This window comes from Pseudomonas sp. B21-056 (assembly GCF_026016325.1).
Taxonomy (GTDB): domain Bacteria; phylum Pseudomonadota; class Gammaproteobacteria; order Pseudomonadales; family Pseudomonadaceae; genus Aquipseudomonas.
In genome coordinates this window covers 1,279,764-1,294,346 of record NZ_CP087203.1, presented here as the reverse complement: position 1 = coordinate 1,294,346, position 14,583 = coordinate 1,279,764, and the positions used below count along the sequence as shown (strand labels likewise).

The following is a 14,583-nucleotide window of genomic DNA, read 5'->3' as shown; positions in this document are numbered from 1 at the left end:
CCCAAGCCTGGCGACCCCACCGTGAAGAGGGATCCGCTGCCGCCGCCTGAGGAGAGAATTAGAAATGACCTTCGTCGTCACCGACAACTGCATCAAGTGCAAGTACACCGACTGCGTAGAAGTCTGTCCGGTGGACTGCTTCTACGAAGGGCCGAATTTCCTGGTCATTCACCCGGACGAGTGCATCGACTGCGCCCTGTGTGAACCGGAATGCCCGGCAAACGCCATTTTCTCGGAAGACGAAGTGCCGTCCGGCATGGAGAACTTCATCGAGCTGAACGCCGAGCTGGCGGACATCTGGCCGAACATCACCGAGAAGAAAGATGCGCTGCCGGACGCCGAAGAGTGGGATGGCAAGCCAGGCAAGATCGCAGACCTCGAACGCTGATTATCTCCGCGCTCTTCAAAAAGGCCCTTTGCGGGCCTTTTTGCTTTTCTCCAGGCAAAAAAAAAGGGGCGGTTTGACCCGCCCACATTTTTTCCCTAATCCCTTTGATCCTTTTCATCGTCCTGATGAATCGCGTCCTGCGATGTCCTTCCCCATCGTCCGTGACGGGTGTGTCTGTCCGTCGACACAGGACTGATATTAGTGTTTTCCCCAGCGAGTGCAATTGGCCAAAAGCCCTCGGCGCGCCTTGTCATACGTTGTTCATCAAACAAAATAACCAACAAAATCATATGATTACGAAAATATAACGGCCTTTATGGTCAACTGTCCCGGCAATGACAGACCGAACGCTTACGCAACACTAGGCAAAAGCTTACAAGCCGAACCTAAAAATAGAGTAGGACCGGAAAAACGGTCCCCCAGAAACGGAGAAGCCCCGAACCAGTCGGGGCTTTTCCTGTCGCACTTGCGCGGGTATTACTGGAACAGCGACTCGCTCGACAGGCCATTCTTCTCCAGGATCTCGCGCAGACGCTTGAGGCCCTCGACCTGAATCTGCCTCACCCGCTCGCGGGTCAAACCGATTTCCAGGCCTACGTCCTCCAGGGTGCTGCTTTCATGGCCACGCAGGCCAAAGCGGCGGATCACCACTTCCCGCTGCTTGTCCGTCAACTCCGAAAGCCATTGGTCGATGCTCTGGGACAAGTCGTCATCCTGAAGCAGTTCGCAAGGGTCCGTAGGTCGCTCGTCAGTGAGAGTGTCCAGCAGGGTCTTGTCCGAGTCCGGCCCCAGGGAGACGTCCACCGAGGAAACCCGCTCATTGAGCCCAAGCATGCGCTTGACCTCGCCTACCGGTTTTTCCAGCAGGTTGGCGATCTCTTCGGGGGAAGGCTCATGGTCGAGCTTCTGGGTCAGCTCGCGGGCGGCCCGCAGGTAGACGTTAAGCTCCTTGACCACATGAATCGGCAACCGGATGGTGCGGGTCTGATTCATGATCGCCCGTTCGATGGTCTGGCGGATCCACCACGTGGCGTAGGTCGAGAAGCGGAAACCTCGCTCGGGGTCGAATTTCTCGACGGCGCGAATCAGCCCCAGGTTGCCCTCTTCGATCAGGTCCAGCAGCGAAAGCCCACGATTGACGTAGCGTCGGGCGATTTTCACCACCAGGCGCAGGTTGCTTTCAATCATGCGTTTTCGACCGGCCGGGTCGCCGCTTTGCGACAGACGCGCAAAATGGACTTCTTCCTCGGGGGAGAGCAGTGGCGAGAAACCGATTTCGTTGAGGTACAGCTGAGTGGCGTCCAGCGCCCGGGTGTAATCGATGTACTTATGTTGTTTAAGTGAAGCGGAGTGTCTGGATTTGGCACGAACGGAAGGAGGAGACGCTCCCTCATCATTCGACATCGAATCCATAGCGATGCCGGTCTCCATCAGGAGAACCTCATCGTCGATGTCAAACTCCGGCACTTCTTTACTGAGAGCCATTGTTATAGTCCTTTGGTGAGTTCGACCTCAAGCTCGAGCGACGCCTTTATCCTTGGCAACGCTGGAGCCTGTTCCCTCTACGTGACGGAACAGGCTGACAACCAAATCAACGACGTGGCAGGAATTGCAGTGGATCTACCGGTTTACCTTGTCGGCGAATCTCAAAGTGCAGTTTCACCCGGTCTGTACCCGTTGACCCCATTTCGGCAATTGTCTGTCCGACCTTGACCTGCTGCCCCTCCCGAACCAACAGCCTGCGGTTGTGACCGTAGGCACTGACGTAGGTATCGCTGTGTTTGATGATCACGAGTTCGCCGTAGCCCCTCAAACCACTCCCGGCGTACACAACCGTGCCATCAGACGCGGCTAAAACAGGCTGTCCCAAATCCCCGGCGATATCAATTCCTTTATTCAAACTACCGTTTGAAGAGAATTTTCCAATGAGAACGCCATTAGAAGGCCATCCCCAGCCAGTCGGGGCGGGGCCTGCCGCAGGCATGGGAGCAGGGGCCGGTTTGTTCGCGACGGACGGTACTGTCGCCGTCGCAACCCCGCTGGGCCGGCGAATGACCGTGGTTTTACTCGACGATGAAGGCGTCGAATCCGACTGCGTGACGACCGCGGTAGGCGTTGAACCGCTGCGCCCGTCGAAGCGAATCGTCTGACCTGGATGAATCGTATAAGGCGCAGGAATGTTGTTCCGTGCTGCGAGGGACTTGTAGTCCCAACCATAGCGAAAAGCGATGGAAAATAGCGTATCGCCGCGACGGACTACATACTGGCCGGTCGTTACTGTAGGACGTTGCGGTGCAGCATTGTTGCGATCGACAACCCGGACATTACCCGACGGTGTACTGGAACAACCGACCAGCAAGGTGCTCAAGACAAGGCCAGTCACCAGGCGCTGAAAGCTCGTGATACCCATACGCTGCGCAATGACTGTGAGACTCACCCGCCGCTCCCTTTGTGGTGGCTGAAAAATTGGAACCTGCCTGCCCAGGCAGACACGATGCACATATAACGGGGCGCGACCGCGCCTCTATTAATGAAGCGCCAAGCACTGTCGCACACGTTTGCTCGACGCCATTGAGTCCTGTTCGGCACCTGGGTGCCGGTGTAAGACACAACCCACGCCTCGGAATTCAGCGTCTGTTTATAAATGCTCAGGCCAATGGCCCGTTGAGCAGCGGCACGAACCGCACTGCCCCCAGGACGTGCCGTGAGAAGCCGTGTTCTTCGCGCACGATCAACATCAGCTGCTGGACCTCACCGGAACCCACCGGAATGACCAGCCGCCCACCGGGGGCGAGTTGATCCAGCAGGGCCTGGGGCACATCGGTAGCCACCGCCGTGACGATGATGCCGTTATACGGTGCCAGCGCCGGCCAGCCTTCCCAGCCATCGCCCCAGCGAAACACCACGTTACGCAGGTTCAGTTCAACCAGACGCTCCTTGGCGCGGTCCTGCAACACCTTGATCCGCTCTACGGAAAACACCCGCTCCACCAGTTGCGACAACACGGCCGTCTGGTAGCCCGAACCGGTGCCGATTTCCAGCACCTTGTCCAACGGCCCCGCCTCCAGCAGCAACTCGCTCATGCGGGCCACCATGTAAGGCTGGGAAATGGTCTGGTTGTGGCCGATCGGCAATGCCGTGTCTTCGTAGGCGCGATGGGCCAGGGCTTCATCGACGAACAAATGCCGAGGCGTGCGGCGAATCACTTCCAGCACCTGGGCGTTGGACAGGCCTTCTTCGTAGAGCCGCTGGATCAGTCGTTCGCGGGTGCGCTGGGAGGTCATGCCGATTCCGCGGCGCAGCATATCGTCTTGCTCACGCATCAACGCAGCCCCTCCAGCCAGCCATCGAGGCTTCGAAAGGCATCGTTGAAGGTGCGGTCGAGCTGCAACGGGGTGATCGAGACATAACCCTGCATCACCGCATGGAAATCGGTGCCCGGCCCGCCATCCTCGGCATCACCGGCGGCGGCGATCCAGTAACCGGCCTTGCCTCGCGGATCGACCACGTGCATCGGCTTTGCGGCGCGGGCACGGTGGCCCAGGCGCGTGAGCTGGATGCCACGGATGTGATCGAGGGGCAGGTTCGGAATATTCACGTTCAGTACCGTGCGCGGCGGCAGGTCCAGCTCGCCATGGGCCTCTACCAGCTTGCGGGCGAAGTAGGCAGCGGTGGGCAGGTTATCGACCTGCCGGGACACAAACGAAAAGGCAAACGACGGTTGCTCCAGGAAGCGACCTTCCAGGGCGGCGGCGACCGTTCCGGAATAAAGCACGTCATCCCCCAGGTTCGCGCCCAGGTTGATGCCCGAGACCACCATGTCCGGCTCACGCTCCAGCAACCCGTGGATGCCCAGGTGCACGCAATCGGTCGGGGTGCCGTTGAGGCTGATGAAACCGTTATCCAGATAGCAGGGGTGCAACGGACGGTCGAGCGTCAGCGAGCTGCTGGCGCCGCTTTTGTCCTGGTCCGGGGCGATCACCACGCACTCGGCAAAATCCGCCAGCGCAGCATAAAGCGCGGCAAGACCGGGTGCTGTCACCCCGTCGTCGTTAGAAATCAGAATACGCATGGGCTGTCCGTCTGCCCCACCGGCACCAGATCGACGAGTTCGCGCACCAAGACAGTGGCGAAACATCCGGCCGGCAGGACGAATTCCAGTTGCAGAATGTCAGGCGAGGGATAATGCCACGACAGCCCGCCAATGGGCAGTCGCAGGATGCGACGTTCGTGATTCATCCCCGCGTTTATCAACCAGTCCCGCAGGTCGGCTTCGCCTTCGGCGACGGCCTGCTCAAGGTCATGGGTCGCACCGGCGGCAGGCGAAGGCCCCGCCCCCCACTGCGGCCCGGTCGGATGCAGATCGAGAATCGCCAGGCGCGGATCGCTGCATTCAGCTTCGCCGGCTGGGAAAAAGCTGCGGCTGTCGGTGAAGGCCAGCAAGTCACCCACCTGCGCCTGCTGCCAGGTCCCGTCGGCGACCCGTGCCGCCAATACCTGGTTGAACAGAAAACTACGGGCCGCCGACAACAGCCGCGAGCGCACATTGCGCTGCTCCGGCAAGGCCTTGCGTGCAGCCCACCCACGAGCATCAACGACATTGCCGCCGTCATGACCAAAGCGCTGGGCGCCGAAATAGTTGGGAATGCCCTGCTGGATGATCTGTTGCAGGCGCGCGTCGATAGCCGCCGGATCACCCTTGAATTGGGTCAGGCGCAAGGTGAAGCCATTGGCCGAGTGCGCGCCACGTTGCAGCTTGCGCTTGTGCCGACCGGTCTTGAGGATCTTCAGCGTGTCGTTCTCTGCCGCCGACAAGTCCGGATCGGCCTTGCCCGGCAATTGGACGCTGAACCATTGCCGGGTCAGGGCCTGACGATCCTTGAGCCCGGCGTAGCTGACGGTGCGCAACGGCACGCCGGCGGCCTTGGCAATTCGCCGGGCCGCCTCCTCGGTGTTCAAGCCGCGCTTTTCGACCCAGATCCATAGATGCTCGCCATCGCCGGTCAACGGGATGTCGAGCACTTCATCGACCTGGAAATCTTCAGCGGTGGCCTTGAGCACCGCACTGCCCAGCGACTCGCCATAGGCACGCGGCCCCAACAATTCCAGTTCGGTCATGGGCGCAGCAACAAGGCAACGGAATGGACGGCAATGCCTTCTTCGCGGCCGACAAAACCCAGCTTTTCGGTGGTGGTGGCTTTCACGTTCACCTGGTCCAGCTCAACTTGAAGATCCTCGGCAATCAATTGACGCATGGCCTCGATGTGCGGCGCCATTTTCGGCGCCTGGGCGACAATGGTGTTATCGACATTGCCGACTTTCCAGCCCTTGGCGTGGATCAGCGAAACCACATGGCGTAACAGCACACGGCTGTCGACGCCCTTGAACTGCGGATCGGTGTCGGGGAAGTGCTTGCCGATATCGCCCAGGGCCGCCGCACCGAGCAATGCATCGCTCAGGGCGTGCAGCAGGACATCACCGTCAGAATGCGCGAGCAAGCCGAAGCCGTGTGCGATACGCACGCCGCCCAGCGTAATGAAATCGCCTTCAGTGAAACGGTGAACATCGTAGCCGTGGCCAATACGCATAAAAAAACGCCCTGATTGCTGTCAGGGCGTGATTCTACCTGCATTACACGTTTAGAGCGCGTGCATGATGTTGCAGATGGTCACCAATGAAACTGGCGATGAAGTAGTAGCTGTGGTCGTAGCCCGGTTGCAGGCGCAACTCCAGCGGATGACCGGCGGCCTTCGCCGCCTGCTGCAAGGCTTCGGGCTTGAGCTGGTTGGCCAGGAAATCATCGCGATCGCCCTGGTCCACCAGCAACGGCAGCTTCTCGTCAGCCTCGGCAATCAGCGCACAGGCATCCCATTCACGCCATTTCGAGCGGTCTTCGCCCAGGTAGCGGGAGAAGGCTTTCTGACCCCATGGGCAATCCATCGGATTGTTGATCGGCGAAAAGGCCGACACCGAACGGTAACGTCCCGGGTTGCGCAAAGCGCAGACCAGCGCGCCATGGCCGCCCATGGAATGACCACTGATGCTGCGTTTGTCCGACGCCGGGAAATGCGCTTCAACCAATGAAGGCAATTCCTGCACCACGTAGTCATACATCCGATAGTGCCGCGCCCAGGGTTCCTGCGTCGCGTTCAGATAAAACCCCGCGCCCAGGCCGAAGTCCCAGGCGTTGTCCGGATCACCCGGCACGTCGGCGCCCCGCGGGCTGGTGTCCGGCGCAACGATGATCAGCCCCAACTCGGCGGCCATGCGCTGGGCACCGGCCTTCTGCATGAAGTTCTCGTCGGTGCAGGTCAGCCCGGACAACCAGTACAGCACGGGCAACTTGCCGCCCTGCTCGGCTTGCGGCGGCAGGTACACGGCAAACACCATGTCGCAACCCAGCACTTCGGAGCGGTGCCGGTAACGCTTGTGCCAGCCGCCGAAGCTTTTCTGGCAGGAAATATTTTCAAGACTCATCGCATTTCAGCCCCAAGCCTCAAGCTGCAAGTGAAGCGTCGTGCCCACTTGCGGCCTGCCGCTTGCCGCTGCTCCTTAGAAATGAATGACGGTGCGGATGCTCTTGCCTTCATGCATCAGGTCGAACGCCTTGTTGATATCTTCCAGGCCCATGGTGTGGGTGATGAAAGTATCCAGCGGGATCTCGCCCTTCTCGGCCATTTCCACATAGCTGGGCAACTCGCTGCGACCGCGCACACCACCAAAGGCCGAACCGCGCCAGACGCGTCCTGTCACCAGTTGGAACGGACGGGTGGCGATTTCCTGGCCAGCACCGGCCACGCCGATGATTACCGACTCGCCCCAGCCCTTGTGGCAGCATTCCAGCGCGGCACGCATCAGTTGCACATTGCCGATGCACTCGAAGGAAAAGTCCACGCCGCCGTCGGTCATGTCGACAATGACTTCCTGGATCGGACGGTCGAAGTCTTTCGGGTTGACGCAATCGGTGGCGCCCAACTGCTTGGCGATCTCGAATTTGGCCGGGTTGATGTCGATGGCGATGATGCGCGCCGCCTTGGCCTTCACGGCACCGATCACCGCCGACAGGCCGATACCGCCCAGGCCGAAGATGGCCACGGTGTCACCCGGCTTGACCTTGGCGGTATTGATCACCGCACCAATACCGGTGGTGACGCCGCAACCCAGCAGGCAGACCTTTTCCAGGGGCGCTTCCTTGGGGATTTTGGCGACGGAGATTTCCGGCAACACGGTGTACTCAGAGAACGTCGAGGTGCCCATATAGTGGAAAATGGTTTCGCCCTTGTAGGAAAAACGCGAAGTACCGTCCGGCATCAGGCCCTTGCCTTGGGTGGCGCGGATGGCCTGGCAGAGGTTGGTCTTGCCCGACTTGCAGAATTTGCACTGGCCGCATTCCGGCGTGTACAGCGGGATCACGTGGTCACCCACCGCGACCGAGGTCACGCCCTCGCCGATGGCTTCGACGATTGCACCGCCTTCATGGCCCAGGATCGACGGGAAGATGCCTTCCGGGTCGGCGCCCGATAAGGTGTAGGCGTCGGTATGGCAGACACCGGAAGCCACCACGCGCAACAGCACTTCACCCGCCTTGGGCATGGCGACGTCGACTTCAACGATTTCCAGGGGTTTCTTGGCCTCGAAGGCAACGGCCGCGCGCGACTTGATCATCCGGTCTCTCCATCAAATAAAAACAAGACCGGGAGTGTAATCCGCCTCAGGACGATGAATAATCAAGCCAAAAGCAAAACATTATTGCTGTATAGGGATAATCCTTCATGTCCGATAACCGCTGGGAAGGAATCGACGAGTTCGTCGCCGTGGCCGAGTGCAGCCAATTCACCGCCGCGGCTGAACGACTTGGGGTTTCGTCCTCTCACATCAGTCGACAAATCGTACGGCTCGAAGAGCGCCTACAGACACGATTGCTGTATCGCAGCACCCGTCGGGTGACCCTGACCGAGGCCGGGCAGACCTTTTTGCAGCATTGCCAGCGGTTGCAGGATGGCCGTGAGGAAGCGTTGCGGGCGGTGGGCGATCTTACCAGCGAACCCAAGGGCATGTTGCGAATGACCTGTGCGGTGGCCTATGGCGAGCGGTTTATCGTGCCGCTGGTGACACGGTTCATGGGGCTTTATCCACAGTTGCGGGTGGACATCGAACTGAGCAACCGGCCCCTCGACCTGGTCCACGAAGGGCTCGATCTGGCGATTCGCCTGGGCCGCCTGCAGGACTCACGCTTGATTGCCACGCGCCTCGCACCGCGTCGCATGTACCTGTGCGCCTCACCGTCCTACCTGGAGCGGTATGGCCGGCCCCATAGCTTGTCTGAACTGAGCCGCCATAACTGCCTGATTGGCAGCTCCGACCTCTGGCAACTGGAACAGAACGGGCGGGAATTTTCCCAACGCGTGCAGGGAAACTGGCGCTGCAACAGCGGCCAAGCGGTGCTGGAAGCAACCCTGCAAGGTGTCGGATTGTGTCAGTTGCCGGATTATTACGTGCTGGAGCATTTGCACAGCGGCGCGTTGATCTCGCTGCTGGAGGCGCATCAGCCACCGAATACGGCGGTGTGGGCGCTGTATCCGCAGCAACGGCATCTGTCACCGAAAGTGCGCAAGCTGGTGGACTACTTGAAGGGAGGGTTGGCTGAGCGGCCGGAGTATCGGGGATGAAGCCAGTGTTTCAGGGCCTGGACAATAGCTATCGCGAGCAGGCTCGCTCCCACAGTGGATCTTAGGTGGACACATATTCTGTGTACGACAGAAACCCTTGTGGGGGCGAGCCTGCTCGCGATGGCGATTTCACTCAGTGACGATGAACCCAACGCTGGCGCAACCACTCCAAATCTTCGGGCCGGGTGACCTTGATGTTGTCCGAGCGCCCTTCGATCAAGCGAGGCGCCTGGCCCGCCCACTCCATGGCAGAGGCTTCATCGGTAATCACCGCATCCGCCACCAGGCTGTCGGCCAGCGCCCGATGCAAGGCACCGAGGCGAAACATCTGCGGTGTATAGGCTTGCCAGATCACGCTGCGATCAACGGTTTCCAGCACACGGCCGTGCTTGTCGACGCGTTTGAGGGTATCGCGCGCCGGGACGGCCAGCAGGCCACCGACCGGGTCGTTCGCCAGCTCACCGAGCAAGGTGTCCAGATCGTCCCGGGACAGGTTGGGCCGGGCGGCATCATGCACCAGAACCCAATCGTGAACGTCGGCGCCCTGGGCATGCAGATGCAGCAAGGCATTGAGCACCGAATCCGAACGCTGCGCGCCACCGTCCACCCGTTGGATGCGGGTGTCGCCGGCACAGGCCAGGGTCGGCCAGTAAGGATCATCGTGTGCAACGCAGACCACCACGCCCTTGACGGTCGGATGATCGAGGAAACAGCCGAGGCTGTGTTCGAGAATTGTGCGCCCGCCCAGTTGCAGGTATTGCTTGGGACGGTCCGCGGCCATACGGGCTCCGACACCCGCGGCAGGAATCACGGCCCAGAAGGCCGGCAATCGGATACTCATTGGGCCAACTGGTAGAGGGTCTCGCCCTCCTTGACCATGCCCAATTCATGACGAGCCCGCTCTTCAACGGTCTCCATGCCTTTTTTCAATTCCATCACTTCGGCGTCCATTACCCGATTGCGCTCCAACAAGGCCTCGTTCTCGGCGTGCTGGTCGGCAATCTGCTGAGTCAGGTCGGCCACTTGCGCCAGGCTGCCATTACCCACCCACAGGCGGTACTGCAGGCCGGCCAGCAACAGGAGCAAGACAAGAAACAACCAATTGGGACTGCGCATCGAATATCAGGTATCCAGTGAAAAAAGACCGCCATGCCAAACTTTGCAGCATCTGATAGCACGAAGCCTGGAAAACCCAGGCTTGTGCTTGATAAGGCATCAGATTAGAGGGAAAACCGCCACCCAGGCGACTTTTGCGCCCTAACCCGCTGTCTTTTTACCATTTACCGCTTAACCGCGAAACTCGGCGCGACCGTTGTACTTGGCCTTGCCGTTCAACTGCTCTTCGATACGCAGCAGTTGGTTGTACTTGGAAACGCGGTCGGAACGGCACAGCGAACCGGTCTTGATCTGGCCTGCCGCGGTGCCCACGGCCAGGTCGGCGATGGTCGAATCCTCGGTTTCGCCGGAGCGGTGGGAGATCACGGCGGTGTAGCCGGCAGCCTTGGCCATCTGGATGGCTTCCAGGGTTTCGGTCAGGGTGCCGATCTGGTTGAACTTGATCAGGATCGAGTTGGCGATCTTCTTGTCGATGCCTTCTTTCAGGATCTTGGTGTTGGTCACGAACAGGTCGTCGCCCACCAGTTGGGTTTTCTCGCCGATCTTGTCGGTGAGGATTTTCCAACCGGCCCAGTCGGACTCGTCCAGGCCGTCTTCGATGGAGATGATCGGATAGCGCTCGGTCAGGCCCTTGAGGTAGTCGGCGAAACCTTCGGCGGTGAACACCTGGCCTTCGCCGGACAGGTTGTACTTGCCATCTTCGAAGAACTCACTGGCGGCGCAGTCCAGGGCCAGGGTCACGTCGGTGCCCAGCTTGTAGCCGGCGTTGGCGACGGCTTCGGAGATCACTTTCAGTGCGTCTTCGTTGGAAGCCAGGTTCGGGGCGAAACCGCCTTCGTCGCCGACTGCGGTGCTCAGGCCACGGGCCTTCAGCACAGCCTTGAGGTGATGGAAAATCTCGGTGCCCATGCGCAGGCCTTCGGAGAAGGACTTGGCGCCAACCGGCTGGACCATGAATTCCTGGATGTCGACGTTGTTGTCGGCATGCTCGCCACCGTTGATGATGTTCATCATCGGCACCGGCATCGAGTAGACGCCCGGAGTACCGTTGAGGTTGGCGATGTGGGCGTACAGCGGCAGGTCCTGGTCCTGGGCGGCAGCCTTGGCGGCGGCCAGGGACACGGCGAGGATCGCGTTGGCGCCCAGGGTGGCTTTGTTCTCGGTACCGTCGAGCTTGATCATGGCCAGGTCGAGGGCCTTCTGGTCGGCAGGGTCCTTGCCCAGCAACAGGTCACGGATCGGACCGTTGATGTTGGCGACGGCCTTCAGCACGCCCTTGCCCAGGTAACGGCTCTTGTCGCCATCACGCAGCTCCAGCGCTTCGCGCGAGCCAGTGGAAGCACCGGACGGCGCACAGGCGCTGCCGATGATGCCGTTGTCGAGAAGCACGTCCGCTTCAACAGTGGGGTTGCCACGGGAGTCGAGAACTTCACGACCTTTGATGTCGACGATTTTTGCCATTGTTGTAAACACTCCAAAGTTGACTAGAACGTTGCAGGAAGCTTGCTCATGACTGGATGGGGGCGCTTCGCGCCCCAGCGGGAGCAAGCTCCCTCGCCACAGGAGCAAGGCTTGACGATGATGGACGCCATCGCGGGCAAGCCATGCTCCCACAAGGAACGGTGCTTTTAATCGAGCGGTACTTTACCGGAGAAAACCGCGTTACGCGGTTTCTACCGTCGGAAAACTCTTGACCAGCTCGTCCAACGCCTTGAGCTGAGACAGGAAAGGTTCCAGCTTGTTCAGGCGCAAGGCGCAAGGGCCGTCGCACTTGGCGTTGTCCGGGTCCGGGTGGGCCTCGAGGAACAGGCCCGCCAGGGACTGGCTCATGCCGGCCTTGGCCAGGTCGGTCACCTGGGCGCGACGGCCACCGGCGGAGTCGGAACGGCCGCCTGGCATCTGCAGCGCGTGGGTCACGTCGAAGAACACCGGGTACTCGAACTGCTTCATGATGCCGAAGCCGAGCATGTCCACTACCAGGTTGTTGTAGCCGAAGCTCGAACCGCGCTCGCAGAGGATCAACTGATCGTTCCCGGCTTCTTCGCATTTGCTCAGGATGTGTTTCATTTCCTGAGGCGCGAGGAACTGGGCTTTCTTGATATTGATCACCGCGCCGGTCTTGGCCATCGCGACCACCAGGTCGGTCTGGCGCGACAGGAAGGCCGGCAACTGGATGATGTCGCAGACTTCGGCGACGGCCGCAGCCTGGTCAGGCTCGTGGACGTCGGTGATGATCGGCACGCCAAAGGCTTGCTTGATGTCCTGGAAGATCCGCATGCCCTCTTCCAGGCCCGGGCCACGGTAAGAGGTCACGGACGACCGGTTGGCCTTGTCGAAGCTGGCCTTGAACACGTAAGGGATACCCAGTTTCTGGGTAACCTTGACGTACTCCTCGCAGACCTGCATCGCCATGTCGCGGCTTTCCAGCACGTTCATGCCGCCGAACAGCACCATGGGCTTGTCGTTGGCAATCTCGATGTCGCCGACGCGGATGATCTTCTGGGCCATCGTCTTATGCCTTTTTCTGGTGTTGAGCCAAAGCGGCCTTCACGAAACCGCTGAACAGCGGATGACCGTCCCGTGGCGTCGAAGTGAACTCGGGGTGGAACTGGCAGGCGACGAACCATGGATGATCCGACGACTCGACCACTTCCACCAGCGCGCCATCACCGGAGCGACCGGAGATTTTCAGGCCGGCTTCGATCAGTTGCGGCAGCAGCTTGTTGTTCACTTCATAGCGATGACGGTGACGCTCGACGATCACATCCTTGGCGTAGCAATCGTGCACCAGGGAGCCGGCTTCGAGCAGGCATTCCTGGGCGCCGAGGCGCATGGTGCCGCCCAGGTCGGAGGTTTCGGTACGCACTTCCACGGCACCGGTGGCGTCTTCCCACTCGGTGATCAGGCCCACGACCGGGTGACCGCTGGCGCGATCGAACTCGGTGGAGTTGGCGTCCTTCCAGCCCATCACATTACGGGCGAACTCGATGACCGCCACTTGCATGCCCAGGCAGATACCCAGGTACGGCACCTTGTTTTCACGAGCGTACTGGACAGCGGTGATCTTGCCTTCCACGCCACGCAGGCCGAAGCCGCCCGGGACGAGGATCGCATCGGCGCCTTCGAGCAGGCCGGTGCCCTGGTTCTCGATGTCTTCGGAATCGATGTAGCGCAGGTTGACCTTGGTGCGGTTGCTGATGCCGGCGTGACTCATCGCTTCGATCAGCGACTTGTAGGCGTCCAGCAATTCCATGTACTTGCCGACCATGGCGATGGTGACTTCGTGCTCCGGGTTGAGCTTGGCATCGACCACGGCGTCCCACTCGGACAGGTCGGCGCCGGCACATTGCAGGCCGAAACGCTCGACGACGAAATCGTCCAGGCCCTGGGAGTGCAGAATGCCCGGGATTTTGTAGATGGTGTCGGCGTCTTCGAGGCCGATGACCGCGCGCTCTTCCACGTTGGTGAACTGGGCGATCTTGCGGCGCGAGGAAATATCGATCGGGTGATCGGAGCGGCAGATCAGCACGTCCGGCTGCAGGCCGATGGAACGCAGTTCCTTGACCGAATGCTGGGTTGGCTTGGTCTTGGTTTCGCCGGCGGTGGCGATGTACGGCACCAGTGTCAGGTGCATCAGCATCGCGCGCTTGGCGCCGATCTCGAAACGCAACTGGCGGATGGCTTCGAGGAACGGCTGGGACTCGATATCGCCCACGGTACCGCCGATCTCGACCATCGCCACGTCGGCGTCGCCGGCACCCTTGATGATGCGGCGCTTGATCTCGTCGGTGATGTGCGGGATGACCTGGATGGTCGCGCCCAGGTAATCACCACGGCGCTCCTTGCGCAGCACGTGCTCGTAGACGCGGCCGGTGGTGAAGTTGTTGTTCTGGGTCATGGTCGTGCGGATGAACCGCTCGTAGTGGCCCAGGTCCAGGTCGGTCTCGGCGCCGTCGTGGGTGACGAACACTTCGCCGTGCTGGAACGGGCTCATGGTGCCCGGGTCGACGTTGATGTACGGGTCCAGCTTGAGCATGGTGACCTTAAGTCCCCGCGCCTCCAGGATGGCCGCCAATGAAGCCGAGGCAATGCCTTTCCCCAATGAAGAAACAACACCGCCCGTGACGAATATGTAGCGCGTCATGAAAAACCCTAGAAGTCTGCGTTAAAGCGGTCCGAGCCGCCGGGGAAAGCGAAGGAAGGCCGAAGCCCCCGATCACCTGCATTAATCACAGTGCACCTTTCAAAAAAACCGCCGCGTTGGGACAGACCGGAAGAAAAATCACCGGTACGTTGCTCGCTACACATTTTTTGGAATCGCCCAGCAAAGACTGCTTGGTAATCGGCAACTCCTGCAATTCAGGCGAATCCACAGAAGTTGTATCAAGAAGGGAGCGTAGTCTACCGGAA

15 protein-coding genes are annotated in these 14,583 nt (G+C 60.3%); 2 read left to right on the top strand and 13 right to left on the bottom strand.

Going from position 1 to position 14,583, the window contains the following annotated elements; all coding sequences use genetic code 11:
- Nucleotides 1-64 precede the first annotated feature (64 nt).
- On the top strand, nt 65-388 hold the full coding sequence (gene fdxA / locus LOY67_RS05645; RefSeq protein WP_024779043.1) for a ferredoxin FdxA: 324 nt from the start codon (nt 65-67) through the stop codon (nt 386-388).
- Between the two features lie 477 nt (nt 389-865).
- Here fdxA and rpoS read toward each other — a convergent pair whose 3' ends face one another.
- From rpoS to LOY67_RS05605, 8 genes are all read right to left on the bottom strand, one after another.
- Nucleotides 866-1,873 carry an RNA polymerase sigma factor RpoS gene (rpoS, locus tag LOY67_RS05640; RefSeq protein WP_041022899.1) on the bottom strand — a complete coding sequence of 336 codons (1,008 nt, stop codon included), beginning with the start codon at nt 1,871-1,873 and terminating at the stop codon, nt 866-868.
- A gap of 106 nt (nt 1,874-1,979) precedes the next feature.
- Nucleotides 1,980-2,825, bottom strand: a complete 846-nt coding sequence (locus LOY67_RS05635) for a peptidoglycan DD-metalloendopeptidase family protein (protein ID WP_265066307.1) — start codon at nt 2,823-2,825, stop codon at nt 1,980-1,982.
- 211 nt (nt 2,826-3,036) lie between these two features.
- Nucleotides 3,037-3,672, bottom strand: coding sequence for a protein-L-isoaspartate(D-aspartate) O-methyltransferase (locus LOY67_RS05630; RefSeq protein ID WP_175361775.1), 636 nt, complete (start codon nt 3,670-3,672; stop codon nt 3,037-3,039).
- Between the two features lie 38 nt (nt 3,673-3,710).
- Entirely contained in the window at nt 3,711-4,460 is a 750-nt protein-coding gene (gene surE / locus LOY67_RS05625) for a 5'/3'-nucleotidase SurE (protein WP_265066306.1), read from the bottom strand.
- On the bottom strand, nt 4,448-5,506 hold the full coding sequence (gene truD / locus LOY67_RS05620; RefSeq protein ID WP_265066305.1) for a tRNA pseudouridine(13) synthase TruD: 1,059 nt from the start codon (nt 5,504-5,506) through the stop codon (nt 4,448-4,450). Before truD ends, surE begins: the two co-directional genes overlap by 13 nt.
- Entirely contained in the window at nt 5,503-5,976 is a 474-nt protein-coding gene (gene ispF / locus LOY67_RS05615) for a 2-C-methyl-D-erythritol 2,4-cyclodiphosphate synthase (RefSeq protein WP_265066304.1), read from the bottom strand. Before ispF ends, truD begins: the two co-directional genes overlap by 4 nt.
- Nucleotides 5,977-6,019: 43 nt before the next feature.
- Nucleotides 6,020-6,865: an S-formylglutathione hydrolase gene (gene fghA, locus LOY67_RS05610; protein ID WP_265066303.1), complete on the bottom strand. Its 846-nt coding sequence runs from the start codon at nt 6,863-6,865 to the stop codon at nt 6,020-6,022.
- Between the two features lie 75 nt (nt 6,866-6,940).
- Nucleotides 6,941-8,053 (bottom strand): S-(hydroxymethyl)glutathione dehydrogenase/class III alcohol dehydrogenase, encoded by a 1,113-nt coding sequence (locus tag LOY67_RS05605; RefSeq protein ID WP_053182417.1) that lies wholly within the window; start codon nt 8,051-8,053, stop codon nt 6,941-6,943.
- Nucleotides 8,054-8,160: 107 nt separating this feature from the next.
- On the opposite strand from LOY67_RS05605, the gene LOY67_RS05600 reads away from it, so the two are divergent.
- Nucleotides 8,161-9,057, top strand: coding sequence for a LysR substrate-binding domain-containing protein (locus tag LOY67_RS05600; RefSeq protein WP_265066302.1), 897 nt, complete (start codon nt 8,161-8,163; stop codon nt 9,055-9,057).
- Between the two features lie 133 nt (nt 9,058-9,190).
- Here the strand turns inward: LOY67_RS05600 and ispD are convergent, their stop codons facing one another.
- From ispD to LOY67_RS05575, 5 genes are all read right to left on the bottom strand, one after another.
- Entirely contained in the window at nt 9,191-9,898 is a 708-nt protein-coding gene (ispD, locus tag LOY67_RS05595) for a 2-C-methyl-D-erythritol 4-phosphate cytidylyltransferase (protein ID WP_265066301.1), read from the bottom strand.
- Entirely contained in the window at nt 9,895-10,173 is a 279-nt protein-coding gene (gene ftsB, locus LOY67_RS05590; protein WP_024779031.1) for a cell division protein FtsB, read from the bottom strand. The genes ispD and ftsB overlap by 4 nt, the downstream gene beginning before the upstream one ends.
- A 171-nt stretch (nt 10,174-10,344) precedes the next feature.
- Nucleotides 10,345-11,634 carry a phosphopyruvate hydratase gene (gene eno / locus LOY67_RS05585; RefSeq protein ID WP_024779030.1) on the bottom strand — a complete coding sequence of 430 codons (1,290 nt, stop codon included), beginning with the start codon at nt 11,632-11,634 and terminating at the stop codon, nt 10,345-10,347.
- 201 nt (nt 11,635-11,835) lie between these two features.
- The gene (gene kdsA, locus LOY67_RS05580; RefSeq protein ID WP_265066300.1) at nt 11,836-12,681 is read right to left on the bottom strand and encodes a 3-deoxy-8-phosphooctulonate synthase; all 846 of its coding nucleotides are present in this window, start codon (nt 12,679-12,681) and stop codon (nt 11,836-11,838) included.
- Nucleotides 12,682-12,685: 4 nt separating this feature from the next.
- Entirely contained in the window at nt 12,686-14,317 is a 1,632-nt protein-coding gene (locus LOY67_RS05575) for a CTP synthase (protein ID WP_265066299.1), read from the bottom strand.
- Between the last annotated feature and the right edge of the window lie 266 nt (nt 14,318-14,583).